Raw genomic sequence first — 15191 nt, forward strand, 5'->3', positions numbered from 1 at the left:
TGCCCATGAGGCTCGCCGTCATCGGCGCCGGCTGGGCCGGCCTGGCCTGCGCCGTCGAGGCCACGCGCCTCGGGCACGCCGTCACCTTGTTCGAAGCCGCGCCGATGGCAGGTGGACGCGCGCGGCGGGTCGATCACATGCACGGCATGGCGCTGGACAACGGCCAGCACATCCTGATCGGCGCCTACACCGCCACGCTGGCGCTCATGCGCGACGTGGGGGTCGACGTCGACACCGCCCTGCAGCGCCTGCCGCTGTCGCTGCGCTTTGCCGACGGCGGCGGGCTGCAGCTGCCCGCAGGCCGGCCGCCGCCGCTCGACCTGCTCATCGGCATCTTCACCGCGCGCGGCTGGAGCTGGCGCGACAAGGCCGCGCTGCTGGCCACCGCCGTGCGCTGGCGCCTCGCGGGCTTTCGCTGCGCGCCCGGCACCAGCGTTGCCACGCTGTGCGCCGGCCTCACGCCGCGCGTGATGCACGAACTCATCGAGCCGCTGTGCGTCTCGGCGCTCAACACGCCCGTGCCGCAATCGAGCGGCCAGGTGTTCCTGCGCGTGCTGCACGACGCGCTGTTCAGCGGGCGCGGCGGCGCCGACCTGCTGCTGCCGCGCGTGGACCTCGGCGCCCTGCTGCCCGATGCCGCGCTGGCGTGGCTCGCGCGGCACGGCGCCACCGCACGCATCGGCCACCGCGTGCGCGCCATCGCGCCCGAGGGCGACCGGTGGCGCGTCGATGACGAGCTCTTCGACCAGGCCGTGCTGGCCTGCGCGCCCTGGGACGCCGCGCGCCTCGTGCGTGCCACCGGCCTGCCGGCCGCTTCGCGCTGGTGCAACGTCACCGAATCGCTGCGCTTCGAGGCGATTGCCACGGTCTACGTGCGCGGCGCTGCGCCGCTGGCCGAGCCGATGCTCGCGCTGCGCAGCCAGCCGGGCAGCGCACCGGCCCAGTTCGTGTTCGACCGCGGCCAGCTCGGTGGACCAGAAGGCGTGCTCGCCTTCGTCGTGAGCGCCAACGAGACGCCGCGCGAGATGCTCGAGAAACAGGTGCTCGCGCAAGCCGGCGCGCAGCTCGGGCAGCCCGGCCTCACGCCGATCCAGACCGTGGTCGAAAAACGCGCCACCTTCGCCTGCACGCCCGGCCTGGCCCGCCCGCCGGCCGCCATCGCGCCGGGGCTGCAGGCCTGCGGCGACTACACCGAAGGCCCTTATCCCGCCACGCTCGAAGGCGCCGTCCTCAACGGACTGGCCGTCGCGCGCGCACTTGCCACGCCGTGACCCCATGACCACGACCCTGCGCTATCTCGATTTCGACTACAGCGAAGACACCGAAGACCACGGCACCTTCGACGCCATGGCCTCGACCCCGCCCGAGCGCACGCCCGAGGTGGAGGCCGAGATCGCGCAGGTGCTGGCCTGGGCCGAGGCCACCTTCCCCGGTGCGCGCGGCGCGCTCGACGACGGTGCGGGGTGGGACTGCGACGTGCAGCGCACGCGGGAAGACAACCCGCGCCTGGACACCCTCACGCTCTCGCTCAGCGGCACCGCCGACTTCTGCGCGGCGCTGCGCGAGCGCTTCGGGCTCGACTGAAGAAAGCCGGCGGCCTTCTCAGGCCGTCTTGTTGCGCAGGCGCAGCAGGCTCAACCCCAGCAGCACGAAGGCGCCGCCCGACACGCGGTTGAACAGCTGCGCGCGCTTGGGGTTCGCGAACTGCTTCTTCAGCAGGCGCGCCAGCAGCACGTACGAACCATGCGCCAGCACCGAGCCAGCCGCGAAGGTCGTGGTGAGCACGGCGAACTGCGTGAGGATCGGCGCGTCGTGCGTGAGGAACTGCGGGAACAGCGCCGAGAAGAACAGGATGCCCTTCGGGTTGGTCAGCGCCACCGTCACGCCGTGCCCGAACAGCCGGCGCGCGGAACGCGAAGGCGCCGGTGCGCCCGAAGGCTGCAGCTCGGCGAACACGCTCGTGCGGCTGCGCCACTGCCGGATGCCCAGGTACACGAGGTAGCCCGCGCCCGCCACCTTCAGCACCATGAAGGCCGTGGCCGAGGTGTTGAGCACCACGCCCAGCCCGCCCATCGCGGCGGCCGAGACCAGGAAGAGACCGCAGGCGTTGCCCAGCGAACTGATCATGGCGCGACGTGGGCCGACGGAGATGGCGTTGGAGACCGCGAGCAGCACGGCCGGACCGGGCGTGAAGACGACGACCAGGGTCACGCCGCAAAAGAGGAGCCAGGTGGAAAGATGCATGGGAGGAAATTCGCGCGAAAGCGGTGAAAGGAGGCAGCCGCAAAACTATAGTCCGGGCAGCCGCGCGCCGCTCGGGCCGCGCCGATAGTCCCCTGACATTCCTCACCCATGATCACCTGCTACCTGCGCTACATCGTCGATCCCTTCAAGCTCAAGGAATTCGAGCACTACGGCAAGCTCTGGATTCCGCTGGTCGAGAAATTCGGCGGCCAGCACCACGGCTACTTCCTGCCGTCCGAAGGCGCGAACAACGTCGCGCTGGCGATGTTCAGCTTCCCGAGCCTGGCCGCGTACGAGACCTACCGGGCCGATTCGATGCAGGACGCCGACTGCCAGGCCGCCTTCCGCTATGCCGAAGAAACGCGCTGCATCGTTAGCTACGAACGCAGCTTCTTCCGGCCGGTGTTCCGCTGACCTTCAAGCGCCCAGCGCGATGCACAGCGCGTGCAGGTTGGGCACGATCAGCTGCGGACGCGCGCCGTGTTCCCACGGGCGCTCGTCGCGCACCAGCCAGGCGGCCTGCATGCCAGCGTTGAGCGCGCCCACCACGTCGAGCGCGGCATCGTCGCCCACGTGCAGCACGTCTTTCGGCAGCAGGCCGACCGAGGCCGCCGCGGCGCGGAAGATCGGCGCGTGCGGCTTGCCGCTGCCGAAGGCGCGCGCATTGAAGGCGGTGCGGAACCACCGGCCGACGCCGGTCTTGTGGAGGTCGGCGTTGCCGTTCGACACCGCCACCAGCGGGTAGCGCTCGCTGAGCCACTTCAGCGCCGGCAGTGCGTCGTCGTACAGCGTGACGCGCTGGCGCTCTTCAAAGAAAGCGTCGAAGGCCGGGTCGGCCAGCGCCGGGTCTTCGCCCGCGCGCACGAGCGCCGTGCGGATCGACTCGCGGCGCAGCGCGCTCAGGTCGTGCGCGAGGTCGGAGCGCTCCTTGGCGGTGGCTTCGCGCAACTCGCGCAGCACGCCCGGCGTGAGCAGCAGCGAGGCCGTCTTGGGCGCCTCGCGCAGCAGCCATTCGTGCAGCACGCGCTCGGCGCGTTCGATGGTCGGCCAGATCGGCCACAGGGTGTCGTCGAGGTCGAGCGTGATCGCCGAGATGCGCGAGATGTCGAGCGGCGTGGCGCCGCCGGGCGCAGGGGAAGCGGAAGTCATGCCCGAGAATATCGCATGCCTCTCGCCCCCGCTGACCGCAAGAACGACCGCACCGCCGTGCTCTGGTGCAACCTGGGTTCGCCCGATGCCCCCACCGCCGCCGCGGTGCGCCCCTACCTCGCCGACTTCCTGGGCGACCCGCGCGTGGTCGAGATTCCCAGGGCGCTGTGGGCGCTGATCCTGCACGGCATCATCCTGCGCACGCGGCCCGCGAAGTCGGCCGCGAAGTACGCCAGCATCTGGCTGCCCGAAGGCTCGCCGCTCAAGGTCTGGACCCAGAAGCAGGCCACCCTGCTGGCCGGCTGGCTCGGCGAACGCAGCCACCGCGTGACGGTGCGCGACGCGATGCGCTACGCCAACCCGTCGATCGCCTCGCGGCTCGATGCGCTGCAGGCCGAGGGCGCCACGCGCGTGCTGGTGCTGCAGGCCTACCCGCAGTACTCGGCCACCACCACGGCCAGCGTGATCGACGCCGTGAACGCCTGGAGCCGCCGCCAGCGCCACGTGCCCGAGTTCCGCTTCGTCAACCAGTACCACGACGACCCGGCCTACATCGAGGCACTGGCCCAGGGCATCGAGAAGCACTGGAAGACCGAAGGCCGCGGCGAGCTGCTGGTGATGAGCTTCCACGGCATTCCCGCGCGCAACATCGCGCTGGGCGATCCCTATGAGGCGCAGTGCCTCGAGACCGCGCGCCTGCTCGCGGCACGGCTGGGCTTGGCGTCCACGCAGTACCGCACGACCTTCCAGTCGCGCTTCGGCCGCGCCAAATGGCTGGAGCCCTACACCGAGCCCACCCTGCGCGAACTCGGCGCGAGCGGCGTGAAGCACGTCGACGTGGTGTGCCCGGGCTTTCCGGCCGACTGCCTCGAAACCCTCGAAGAGATCGCCATGGAAGGCCGCGAAGCCTTCCTGCACGCGGGCGGCGAGCGCTTCGGCTACATCCCCTGCCTCAACGACAGCCCGGCGTGGATCACCGCGCTCGCGGGCATCGCCGAACGCCACCTGGCGGGCTGGCCCACCCGACCCGACGCGACCACGCCATGAAGAAAGACCTGCACGAAGCCAACCGCCAGTCGTGGAACGCCGCCACGGTGGCGCACAACAGCCACAAGGGCGACCAGGCCGCCTTCTTCCGCGCGGGCGGCTCCACGTTGTTCCCCGAGGAAAGCGCCCTGCTCGGTGACGTGAACGGCCTGTCGGTGCTGCACCTGCAGTGCAACGCGGGCCAGGACAGCCTGAGCATCGCGCGCCGCGGCGCCCGCGTGACCGGCGTCGACATTTCCGACGAGGCCATCGACTTCGCCACCCGGCTCTCGGCCGAGTCGGGCGTTGCGGCGCGCTTCGAACGTGCAGACGTCTACGACTACTTCGAGGCCGCCGCCGCGCGCGGCGAGCGCCACGACCTCGTGTTCTGCTCGTACGGCACCCTGTGCTGGCTGTCCGACATCGGCGCCTGGGCGCGCGGCGTGGCACAGCTGCTCAAGCCCGGCGGGCGCTTCGTGATCGTCGAGTTCCACCCGTTCGCGCTGGTGTTCGACCCGCAGTGGAAGTTTCACTACGACTACTTCAACGACGCGCCCGTGCCCGAGGAAGGCGTGGGCGACTACGTCGCCGAGTCGGGCGACGGCCTCGTGGCCGACGACCGGCCGATGCCCGGCGTGCAGGGCTTTCGCAACCCGCACCCGAGCTTCGAGTTCACCTGGGGCGTGGGCCAGGTGACGACCGCGCTCGCGCAGGCGGGCCTGGCCATCGAGCGCTTCGAGGAGTACCCGTACACCAACGGCTGGAAGCCCTTCGAGGGCATGCGCGAGCTCGACGGACGGCGCATGGCCCCGCCCGAAGGCATGCCGCGCATTCCGCTGATGTACGCGCTGGCGGCCCGCCGCGCCTGAGCGAACTCAGAAGCGGCCGAGGTAGTCCAGCTTGCCGATGGGCACGCCCTCGTGGCGCAGCACGTCGTAGGCGGTGGTCACGTGGAAGAAGAAGTTCGGCAGCGCGAACTGCAGCAGGTAGCGCTGCGCCGTGAAGTGCGCCTCGCCTTCGCGTGCCTTGATGGTCACGGGGCGTTCTTCGTGGCCGTCGATGAGCGCACGGTCCACGCTGGCCAGGAAATCCTGCGTCTTCACGATGCGCGCCAGCAGCTCGTCCCAGGTCTTTTCCTCGTCGGGAAAGCTCGGCGCCGTGATGCCCGCGATGCGCGCCGTGCCCAGCTTGGAAGCATCGCTCGCGCGCTGGATCTGGCCGGCCAGCGTGAGCATGTCGGGCGCGAGGCGCGCGTCGACCAGCGTCGCCGGATCAATGCCCTGGGCCTTCGCATGCGCGAGGCCCTTGTCGAGCAGGTGGGTGAGTTGCCCGAGTCCGCGGATGAAAACCGGCACGGACAGGTCGTACATCGAGAGGGCCATGGCGAGGTGATCTTGGAGTTGAAGTCGGCGCGATTGTGAGCGCGCCGTGCCTTCAACGACCGGCCGCGCGGATAAACCCCTCGATCGGGTCCAGTTGTTCCGGTACGTTGAGCGCGGGCGCATGGCCGCAGCCCGGCACCTCGATCACCTGCAGGCGTCCGGCCGCGCCCGGCCCGCGCCGGTGCATCTCCTCGATCACCTCGGGCAGCACCAGGTCGGACTCGGCGCCGCGCAGGCACAGCACCGGCGCCTCGATCACGTCGTAGTGCGGCCAGATCAGGTAGTCGTTGTCGTGCGCGCTGAACTGCTTGACCATCGCCGGGTCGTAATGCGGCGTGACGCGGCCGTCGGCCAGGCGGCGCGTGGAGCTTTCGGTCAGCCGGCGCCACTGCGCGTCGCTGAGCCAGCCGTAGGGCTTGTAGACCGTGCGAAAAAAGGCCTCCAGCTCGGCCACCGTCGCGAAGGCCGGCGGGTCGCCGGCATAGGCGCGGATGCGCTCGATGGCGGCCTGCGCGAGCTGCGGCGCGTTGTCGTTGAGCGTGAGGCTGGCGATGCGTGCCTTCATGCGCGGCTCGAACAGGCCCGATGCGCAGACCGTGCCGATCGCGCCGCCCATCGAGGTGCCCACCCAGTGCACGCGGCCCAGCCGCAGTTCGTCGCACAGCGCGTTGGCCAGCCGTGCGTAGAACGCGAGCGTGTATTCCTCGTCGGGCGACGGGCTCCATTGGCTCAGGCCGCGCCCCAACGTGTCGGGACAGATCACGCGAAAGCCTCGCGCCGCGAAGTGCTGCGCCAGCTCGTCCATGTCGCGGCTGGTGCGCGCCAGGCCGTGCCAGGCGATGACGACGGGGGCGTTGGCGGGGCCCCAGTCGAGCCAGTGGATTTCGCGGCCTGCGAGTTGCGCGTAGTGCGATGTCGGCGAGATGTGCGATGACGGCGTCATGGTGCTGTTGTTGTTGCCGTCGCTCATTTCGCCGCCCTCGCCCGCAGCTTGCCGACGATGCCGGTCGGGAAGTAGTAGACCGACAGCACGAACAGCACGCCCAGCCACAGCAGCCAGCGGTCGGGCGACAGCAGCGCCGCAAGCCATGGCAGGCCGCTGGCGGCCTCGTTGCCCAGGCGCAGCAGGTCCTGCAGGTAGCTCTGCGCCACCACGAACAGCACCGCGCCGATGGCCGCGCCATAGATCGTGCCCATGCCGCCGATCACGACGATAAGCAGCACGTCGATCATGATCTCGAAGCTCAGCGAGGTGTCGGGCCCGTTGTAGCGCAGCCAGATCGCGAGCATCGCGCCGGCCAGCGTGGCGAACAACGCCGACAGCACGGCCGCCGTGGTGCGGTACACCACCACGCGGTAGCCGATGGCCTCGGCGCGGAACTCGTTCTCGCGGATGGCCTGCAGCACGCGGCCGAAGGGCGAGTTCACGATGCGCAGCATCGCCAGCACCAGCACCACCGCCGCCACGAACAGCAGGTAGTAGCACAGCAAGCGCCCGTCGAGCGAGACGCCGAGGAAGGGCTCTTCGGCGAACTCGAAGCTCGGCGAAATCAGCTCGGGCAGCTTGAAGGTCAGGCCGTCTTCGCCGCCGGTGAAGTCCGACAGCTGCGAAGCCAGCGTCTGGAATGCCGAGGCCACGGCCAGCGTGATCATCGCGAAGAAGATCGCGCGCACCCGCAGCGAGAACAAACCGATGGCCAGCGAGAGCACCAGCGAGATCGCGAGCGACGCGCCCAGCCCCACCAGCACCGCGCCCCAGTTGGGCCCCAGCCGCGAAGCCGAGATGGCGATGCCGTAGGCGCCGATGCCGAAGAACATCGTGTGCGCGAAGCTCACGATGCCGGTGTAGCCCAGCAGCAGGTCGAAGCTCGCGACCAGCACCACGAACACCAGAATCTTGGCCGCGACGCTGAGCGCCTTGACGCCCGGGAACAGGAACGGCGCGAACGCCAGCGCCAGGAACAGGGCCAGCAGCAGCAGCGCCAGCAGGCGGCTGCGCGGCATGTCGTTGGACAGAAGTCGTTTCAGGAACATGACGGCTTTCTCCTCAACGGTTCGCCACGGGGTACACGCCCTGCGGGCGCCACAGCAGCACGGCCACCATGAGGAAGATGCTCGCGAACTGCGTGAGCGTGGGCAGCAGGAAGCCGATGTAGTTCGTCATGAGTCCCACCAGCAGCGCGCCGAGCAGCGCCCCGCCGGTCGAGCCCAGCCCGCCGATGATGATCACGATGAAGATCAGCACGTTGACCTGCGCGCCCATCTGCGGCACCAGGTTCTGCTGGAACAGCCCCCACATCACGCCGCCCAGGCCGGCCAGCGCGCTGCCCACCACGAACACGCCGACGAACAGGCGCCCGATGCGGTAGCCCAGCGACTCGACCATCTCGCGGTCCTGCACGCCGGCGCGGATCAAGAGGCCGATCTTGGTGCGGCCCAGCGTCCAGGCGAGCACGCCGAACACCACCACGCCCACGGCCACCGCGAGCAGGCGGTACTTGCTGATGGCGGCGTCGCCCACCAGCAGCGAGCCGCGCAGCGCCTCGGGCAGCGGCAGCGGAATCTGCGCCGGGCCCCAGATCACCTTGATGAGCTCCTCGCCGATGATCATGCCGCCCATCGTGATGAGGATCTGCTTCAGGTGCTGGCCGTACACCGGCCGCACGATGAAGCGCTCGAAGGCCAGGCCGATGGCGCCGGCCACCGCCATCGCGGCGAGCATGGCCGGGAACACGGCCACGAGGTTGCGCCACAACTCGCCCGAGCCGGTCCAGTCGCCCATGAGGCCGAGCACGCTGCTGGCCACGAAGGCGCCCAGCGCAATGAACACGCCGTGGCCGAAGTTCAGCACGTCCATCAGGCCGAACACCAGCGTGAGGCCCGAGGCGATGATGAAGATGATCATGCCCATCGCCAGCCCCGCCACCGTGAGCGTGAGCCAGGTCGAGACCGAGCCTGTGAGCGGCAGCGCGACGAGCGCAAGGATGGGGGCAAGAAGCAGTGGCTTCCAGTCGAAGTCGAGTTTCATAGGGCGAGTCCGAGCAGCGATTGCTGCAGTTGCGCATCGGCGGAGAACGCGGCCATCGAGCCGCTGTGCACCACGCGGCCGTTGTCCATCACCGCGACGGTGTCGCCCAGGCGCTGGGCGAAGTGGATGTTCTGTTCGACCAGCAGGATCGTCACGCCGCTGCGTTTGAGCTCGCCGAAGGCCTCGATCATGTTGTTGATCATCACGGGCGCCAGGCCCTTGCTGGGCTCGTCGATGATGAGCAGCTGGCGCGGCTCGACGATGGCGCGCGACACGGCCAGCATCTGCTTCTGTCCGCCCGACAGCTTGCCGGCCGGGTGGTTCCAGAACTTCTCGACCGCGGGAAAGAGCTTGAAGATCCACTTCAGCCGCGTGTCGTCGATGGCGTCGGCGTTCTTCGCGCCGCGCGCGGCCAGCACCATGTTCTCCTTCACCGTGAGGTCGGAGAAGATGCCCATGTTCTCGGGCACGTAGGCCACGCCGAGCTCGGCGATCTGCGGCGTGTGCAGGGCCGTGATGTCCTTGCCGGCGAACTGCACCCTGCCCTGCGACGCATGCCACAGGCCCATGATGGTGCGCAGCGTGGTGGTCTTGCCCGCGCCGTTGCGGCCCAGCAGCATGGTGAGCTGGCCCTTGGGCACGGCCAGGTCGACGCCGTGCAGGATGTGGTACGCCCCGATGTGCGTCTGCACGCCTTCGAGGGTCAGCAAATTCTCGGTGCTCATGCGGCCTCCTTCGCGATGCCCAGGTAGGCCTCCTGCACGACCGGCGAGGCGATCACCTCGGCCGGTTCGCCGTCTGCCACGAGCGTGCCGTTGTGCAGCACGATGATGCGGTCCGCGAGTTCGCGCACCACGTCCATCTTGTGTTCGACCAGCAGGATGGTCTTGGTCTTGTCCTGCTTGAGCTTGCGGATCAGGTCGAGGATGACGGGCGCCTCGGCCGCATGCATGCCGGCCGTGGGCTCGTCGAACATGAAGACCTTGGGTTCGAGCGCCATCAGCAGCGCCACCTCGAGCTTGCGCTGGTCGCCGTGCGGCAGGCTGGCCACCGTGGCGTGGGCGCGCGGCTCCAGCGCCACGTCGGCCAGGATCTGCTCGGCGCGCTCGGTCAGCGCCTTGTGGTCGCTCCAGATGCTCCACAGGTTGAGCCCGTGGCGGTGGGCGCCGGCGCGCGTGGCCTGCACCGCGAGCCGCACGTTCTCCAGCACCGTGAGGTTGGGGAACAGGTTGGTGAGCTGGAACGCGCGCCCCAGCCCGGCGTGCGTGCGCGCCGACGGCGACAGGTGCGACAACGGTTGCCCGTCGAGCGACACCGTGCCGGCCGTGGCCTTGAGCTGCCCGGAGATCAGGTTGAAGTAAGTGGTCTTGCCCGCGCCGTTGGGGCCGACGATGGCCGTCAGCGTGCCTGGCGCGAATGCGCAGCTCACGCTGTTGACGGCCACGTGCCCTCCGAAGCGGATGGTCAGATCCCGGGTCTCAAGCATTGTGGAAAGGTCCTTGCGAATCGAAAAAATCAGCGATGGGTGAGCGGCCTCAACAGGTGCCGATCACGTAGTAGTTGGTGCCCGTCTGCTTCAGCGTGGTCATGGCGTAGATGTTCCACAGGCCCATCGACTGGCCCGAGCCATTGGCATAGGTCAGCCCCCACAGCGCATAGGCACGCCCGGCCATGGTGTGCGCGTAGTTGCTCGCGGTGTAGCAGGTCCCGCCGCCGCCCGGGCCCGCCGTGGTCGCGCCCGTGGCGGCCGCCGACATCGCGCCTTCGACGTTGCTCGCGTTCAGCGCGGCCACGGTCCAGCTGTAGGTGGTCGACGCGGCCAGGCCGGTGTCGGTGTAGCTGGTGCCGGCCACCGGCGAGGCGTTGACCTTGCTGCCGCCGCGGTACACGTTGTAGCCACTGGCGCCCGAGACGCCGGCCCAACCGATCACCATGCTGCTGCTGGTCGCGCCCGAGGTGCCCACGCCGGTGGGCGCCGGCAGCCCGCCGCCGCCGGCCGAACCGGTGACGCGGTCGATCATGGCCTTCATGGCGGCCATCTGCGGGCCCGACTTCTTGGCGTAGTTGGCGCTGTCGTAGCCCCACCAGTCCCAGCAGCTGTTGGTGGCCGCGGTGCTGGTCTGCGGGTAGATCAGGATGATGTTGTTGGTGTCGGCCCAGCGGTTGTATCCCGTCTTCTTGACGTACTGGTCGCTCACGTCGGTGTAGTTCTGCTTGCAGCCGTGCAGTACCAGGTGCACGCGACACGAGGTGGTGGTGCAGGCCTGCGGCACGTAGAGCCAGCCGGTGGCGGCCACGCCGTGGCCGGTGACGAACTCCGACTGGTTGAACTCGGTGAAGGTGCCGCCCAGCGCGCCGTTGTTGCGCGGGTTCAGCGGGCCGTACAGCTGCGTGAGGATCTCGCCCGCGAGGTCGAAGCCGCAGTTGTTGATGTACGGCGCAGCCGTGGTGCTGCAGGCGCCGCCGTAGTCGTCGGTGACCATCGCGTGGCCCGCGCCGAGGTTGTTCTTGTAGACCGTGTTGGCGGCCGGCACGAAGCTCTGGTAGTACGTCTTCAGGTCGTCCATCACCGGCTGCTTGACGGTGTTGTCGGAGGTGCCCGAGAACAGGTAGACCTTGGAATTGCTGAGGTTCGACACCGGGTCGATCGCACCGCTGGCGGCCCAGCTGTTGGTGGTGCTCACGAGCGTCGACACCGGGATGCTGGTGCTGTGCGTCATGCAGCGCCCGGTGGCGTTGAGCACCGAGCCTTCGGCGCAGTAGTACGGACCGCCAGCGACCACGCCCGCGCCGCGCTTGAAGGTGGCCGAGTAGGCCACGTGCAGCTGCACCGCCATGAAGCCGCCGGCCGACAGGCCGGACACGCTCACCTCCGCCGGGTTGGCGCCCAGTGCCGGCAGCGGCACGGCCGCCGTCGCGGCCTGCGCCGCCGCCGTGATCACCGCTGCTGCGGCAAACCCCTTCCAGTTGTTCCATCGCATCGCTGGCATCGCTGTCTCCTATTGGTTTGTGTATCGAACGCTTGCTTGCAGACTGACGAATCGACCGTGGAGCGCGCCGCCGTGCGCGAACGCAGGCTGGCGCTTCGCCCGGCGGCCATCCGGGGCGAAAAGGGTGCGGCGCCTGCATGCGCGCCGCGGGTTCAGGGAACGATCAGCGCCGTGATCAGCGCTTGTTCTTGATCGGGATGTCCATCTCTTCGGGCTTGATCTCGTGCACCAGCTCCGGCACGCCCCACGCGAACGCGGGGTCGGCCTTGATCTTGAAGTGGTACATCGACTGCATCGCCTGGTGGTCTTCCTTGCGGAAGGTCATCTTGCCCTTGGGCGTGTCGAAGCTCATGCCTTCCATGGTGCTGATGAGCTTGTTGGTGCCGGTGTCGCCGTTGGTCTTCTTCAGCGCCGTCACCACTGCCATCGCGGCCGAGAAGCCGCCGGCCGTGAAGAAGTCCGGCGGCGTCTTGAATTCCTTGTAGTGGGCCGCAACCATGGCCTCGTTCACCGGGTTCTTCGGAATGCCGAAGTAGTAGTAGGCCGCGCCTTCCATGCCCGGCAGCGACTTGTAGGCTGCCATGGCCGGCAGGATGTTGCCCCCGGTGGCGATCTCGATGCCGTAGCGCTTCAGGTCGAGGTCGACGATCTTGAACGGATTGCCCGCGCCGGCCCAGACGATCCAGATGATCTTGCGGCCCGGCTGGTCCTTGAGCTTGTCGATCAGGCGCTGCGCGCCGGCCGTGAAGTCGGTGGTGGCGGGCGGCAGGTACTCCTCGTGCGCGAGCTTGGCTTTCTTCAGCGCGGCGCCGAAGGCCTTCACGCCGTCGCGGCCGAAGGCATTGTCCTGCGCCAGCGTGGCGACGGTGACACCGGCCTTGTCGATGGCCACGGCGTTGGAGATGGCGTCCTGGCTCGAGTTGCGGCCGGTGCGGAAGATGTACTTGTTCCACTTGTCGCCGGTGATCGAGTCGGCCACGGCGGGCTCGACGATCAGGATCTTCTTGTACTCCTCGGCCACCGGCAGCATGGCCAGCGCCACGCCCGAAGCGGTCGGGCCGACCGCGAGCGCGGCCTTGTCGTCGGAGTACGCGGCGGCCAGCAGCGACTTGCCCAGGTCGGGCTTGCCCTGGTCGTCCTTCTCGATGACCACCAGCTTCTTGCCGTTGACCATCATCGTGCCGCCGGTGGCGTAGTTCAGGCCCATCATCAGGCCGGTCTGCGTCTGCTTGCCGTAGGCCTCCAGCGCGCCGGTTTTGCTGTAGACGTGGGCGATGCGGATCTCGTTCGATTGAGCCCAGGCGGGCATGGTGGCAACGGTGGCGCCCAGGGCGGCCAGGGCGATGAGGTGGCGACGGTGCATGTCTTGTCTCCTGATAAAGGTGACTGAATATTGCACAGTTCGTGCCACCCGCCTAAGCCATTGATAACAAAGGCTTCCTCATTCGGGCGCAACCGGTTTCGCCTGATTTCAGTGCATTTGCTCTGTCTTGTTTTCAGACAACTGTCTGCTGATCAGTCAGGGTTTCCCAGCAGAGTCGCGGCGCGCCGCGAGCCAGCTTTCGAACTCGCGCTCGGCCCGCATCCGCAGCTCGTTGCGCGTGTGGTTGCACACCGCGTGCGCCAGGCGCCGGTGCTTCTGCTGGCGCACGCCGCCCATCGTGGCGTCGAGCAGGTGTTCGATGGTGGCCGACTCGGGGCGTCCGTGCGGCTCGTCGAAATCCATCGGCAGCCCGCACCAGTGGCAGTTCGGGCCGAAAGTGGAACGCAGCGCCTTCACGCTCATGACAGTCCCATCCCCGTCATACGTTCATACAGCGTGGCGCGCGAAATGCCCAGCAGCCGCGAGGTCGCGAGCTTGTTGCCGCCGGTGCTTTCGAGCGCGGCGGCGATCGCCTTGCGTTCCAGCTCGGCCACCTGCTGCGACAGCGGCCGAAGCAACGCCGCCTCCTGGTCGACGTCGCGCAGGCTGTGCGAGGTGTCGGGTGCCTCGATCTGCTCCAACCCGGCCTCGCGCAGGATGCGTTCGAGCTGCGCCGCGTCGATGCGCTGCGAGTCGCTGCGCATCGTCACCTGCTCCAGCACGTTGCGCAGCTCGCGGATGTTGCCGCGCCAGTGCTGGCCGGCCAGCAGCGCGAGCGCGTCGGGCGTGAGCTCGGGCGGTGCCTCGCCGCTGCGCAGCGCCATGTCTTCGCCCAGCGCCTCGACCAGCGCCGGGATGTCGCTGCGCCGCTCGCGCAGCGGCGGCACGCGCAGCGGCAGCACGTTGAGGCGGTAATACAGGTCTTCGCGGAACAGGCCGCGGCGCACCAGCTCGGGCAGGTCGCGCGAGGTGGCGGCGATCACGCGGGCGTCGAAAGGAATCAGCTTGTTGGAACCCAGCGGTTCGATCTCGCCTTCCTGCAGCGCGCGCAGCAGCTTGGCCTGCAGGCCCAGCGGCATGTCGCCGATTTCGTCGAGGAACAGGCTGCCGCCGTCGGCCAGCTTGAACTTGCCTTCGCGCCCGCGCTTGTCGGCGCCGGTGAAGGCGCCGGGCGCGAAGCCGAAGAACTCGGCCTCGAGCAGCGTGTCGGGCACGGCCGCGATGTTGACGCTGACGAACTGCCCCTTGGCGCGCGTGGACGACGCATGGATCGCATGCGCCAGCAGCTCCTTGCCGGTGCCGGTCTCGCCCAGCAGCAGCACCGGGCTGGTGGACTGCGCGGCGCGGCGCGCGTGGCGCTTCACCTCCACGGCCGCCGGGCTGCTGCCGATGAAGCTCGCGAAGGTGTATTTGGAACGGCGCTGGCCGTCGGGCGCGTGCTGGTACAGCGGGTTGTTGCGCTGGCTGGCCAGCTCGCGGCGCGCGTCGTCCAGGTCGCGCTGCAGCAGCGCGAACTTGCTGATGAGCGGCTGCAGCGTGGTCTCGGGCTGGTCGAACAGCACGATGCCGATGGCGCCGATGACCTTGCCCAGGCCCTCCCCGTCTTCGCGCTCCTCGCGCAGCGGGATGCGGCTGACCACGAAGGTGCCGGCCTTGTTGGTCAACAGGTCGATGAGGATCGGCTCGCCCGTTTCGAGCACGCGGCGCATCATGGTGTTGGGGATCACGTCCTCGACCATGTGGCCCATGAACTCGTCGATGGACGAAAAACCCAGCGCCGGCAGGAAGCGGCGGTAGCCCTCGTTCACCCAGACGATGCGCCCGCTGCGGTCGACCAGGAACATGCCCTGGCTGATGCTCGAAAACAGATGGAACATCGAGCGCGCGGCGAGCGCCAGGATGCCTTCGGCGTCCAGGGGCAAGGCGGGCGGCGGTGCGGCGGCAGAGGGAGCGACGGACATGCGCGGATCGTACTGTGTGCGGCACCCGCCCCTGCCGCGCGCAGGCCC

General features: G+C 68.9%; 17 protein-coding genes. 5 read left to right on the forward strand and 12 right to left on the reverse strand.

From position 1 onward, the window contains the following. Positions 1 to 5 precede the first annotated feature (5 nt). Positions 6 to 1271, forward strand: coding sequence for a hydroxysqualene dehydroxylase HpnE (gene hpnE, locus AC57B8_RS26960; RefSeq protein ID WP_496481278.1), 1266 nt, complete (start codon positions 6 to 8; stop codon positions 1269 to 1271). Between the two features lie 4 nt (positions 1272 to 1275). Next, on the forward strand, positions 1276 to 1584 hold the full coding sequence (locus tag AC57B8_RS26965) for a hypothetical protein (protein WP_496481279.1): 309 nt from the start codon (positions 1276 to 1278) through the stop codon (positions 1582 to 1584). Between the two features lie 18 nt (positions 1585 to 1602). On the opposite strand, the gene AC57B8_RS26970 is transcribed toward AC57B8_RS26965, so the two are convergent. Further along, positions 1603 to 2244, reverse strand: coding sequence for a LysE family translocator (locus tag AC57B8_RS26970; RefSeq protein WP_496481280.1), 642 nt, complete (start codon positions 2242 to 2244; stop codon positions 1603 to 1605). A gap of 108 nt (positions 2245 to 2352) precedes the next feature. On the opposite strand from AC57B8_RS26970, the gene AC57B8_RS26975 reads away from it, so the two are divergent. After that, positions 2353 to 2658: an NIPSNAP family protein gene (locus AC57B8_RS26975; protein ID WP_062475864.1), complete on the forward strand. Its 306-nt coding sequence runs from the start codon at positions 2353 to 2355 to the stop codon at positions 2656 to 2658. Between the two features lie 3 nt (positions 2659 to 2661). Here AC57B8_RS26975 and AC57B8_RS26980 read toward each other — a convergent pair whose 3' ends face one another. After that, a complete protein-coding gene (locus AC57B8_RS26980) occupies positions 2662 to 3393 on the reverse strand; it encodes an HAD family hydrolase (RefSeq protein WP_447743727.1) in 732 nt (243 codons plus the stop codon). Between the two features lie 15 nt (positions 3394 to 3408). Between AC57B8_RS26980 and hemH the strand changes: the two genes are divergently transcribed. Both hemH and AC57B8_RS26990 read left to right on the forward strand, forming a co-directional pair. Then, positions 3409 to 4440, forward strand: coding sequence for a ferrochelatase (gene hemH, locus AC57B8_RS26985; RefSeq protein ID WP_496481281.1), 1032 nt, complete (start codon positions 3409 to 3411; stop codon positions 4438 to 4440). Then, positions 4437 to 5288 carry a class I SAM-dependent methyltransferase gene (locus AC57B8_RS26990; RefSeq protein ID WP_496481282.1) on the forward strand — a complete coding sequence of 284 codons (852 nt, stop codon included), beginning with the start codon at positions 4437 to 4439 and terminating at the stop codon, positions 5286 to 5288. The genes hemH and AC57B8_RS26990 overlap by 4 nt, the downstream gene beginning before the upstream one ends. Before the next feature lie 6 nt (positions 5289 to 5294). On the opposite strand, the gene AC57B8_RS26995 is transcribed toward AC57B8_RS26990, so the two are convergent. From AC57B8_RS26995 to AC57B8_RS27040, 10 genes are all read right to left on the reverse strand, one after another. Continuing rightward, positions 5295 to 5801, reverse strand: a complete 507-nt coding sequence (locus AC57B8_RS26995) for a DUF1993 domain-containing protein (RefSeq protein ID WP_496481283.1) — start codon at positions 5799 to 5801, stop codon at positions 5295 to 5297. Between the two features lie 52 nt (positions 5802 to 5853). Then, complete coding sequence (locus tag AC57B8_RS27000; RefSeq protein ID WP_496481284.1) at positions 5854 to 6771, reverse strand: alpha/beta fold hydrolase; 918 nt, start codon at positions 6769 to 6771, stop codon at positions 5854 to 5856. Beyond that, entirely contained in the window at positions 6768 to 7835 is a 1068-nt protein-coding gene (locus AC57B8_RS27005) for a branched-chain amino acid ABC transporter permease (RefSeq protein WP_062475876.1), read from the reverse strand. The genes AC57B8_RS27000 and AC57B8_RS27005 overlap by 4 nt, the downstream gene beginning before the upstream one ends. A gap of 13 nt (positions 7836 to 7848) precedes the next feature. After that, positions 7849 to 8829, reverse strand: coding sequence for a branched-chain amino acid ABC transporter permease (locus tag AC57B8_RS27010; RefSeq protein ID WP_070060451.1), 981 nt, complete (start codon positions 8827 to 8829; stop codon positions 7849 to 7851). After that, entirely contained in the window at positions 8826 to 9554 is a 729-nt protein-coding gene (locus AC57B8_RS27015; protein ID WP_159277159.1) for an ABC transporter ATP-binding protein, read from the reverse strand. Before AC57B8_RS27015 ends, AC57B8_RS27010 begins: the two co-directional genes overlap by 4 nt. Beyond that, entirely contained in the window at positions 9551 to 10315 is a 765-nt protein-coding gene (locus tag AC57B8_RS27020; RefSeq protein WP_062475886.1) for an ABC transporter ATP-binding protein, read from the reverse strand. The genes AC57B8_RS27015 and AC57B8_RS27020 overlap by 4 nt, the downstream gene beginning before the upstream one ends. A 49-nt stretch (positions 10316 to 10364) precedes the next feature. Beyond that, a complete protein-coding gene (locus tag AC57B8_RS27025; RefSeq protein WP_496481285.1) occupies positions 10365 to 11819 on the reverse strand; it encodes an extracellular catalytic domain type 2 short-chain-length polyhydroxyalkanoate depolymerase in 1455 nt (484 codons plus the stop codon). Between the two features lie 175 nt (positions 11820 to 11994). After that, positions 11995 to 13182, reverse strand: coding sequence for a substrate-binding domain-containing protein (locus AC57B8_RS27030; protein WP_070060448.1), 1188 nt, complete (start codon positions 13180 to 13182; stop codon positions 11995 to 11997). Positions 13183 to 13338: 156 nt separating this feature from the next. Further along, positions 13339 to 13605, reverse strand: a complete 267-nt coding sequence (locus AC57B8_RS27035; RefSeq protein ID WP_095745066.1) for a hypothetical protein — start codon at positions 13603 to 13605, stop codon at positions 13339 to 13341. Continuing rightward, the gene (locus AC57B8_RS27040; protein WP_062475896.1) at positions 13602 to 15143 is read right to left on the reverse strand and encodes a sigma-54 interaction domain-containing protein; all 1542 of its coding nucleotides are present in this window, start codon (positions 15141 to 15143) and stop codon (positions 13602 to 13604) included. Before AC57B8_RS27040 ends, AC57B8_RS27035 begins: the two co-directional genes overlap by 4 nt. Positions 15144 to 15191: the final 48 nt, after the last annotated feature.

This window comes from Variovorax sp. BGA-UO-ETr-C22, assembly GCF_059567965.1.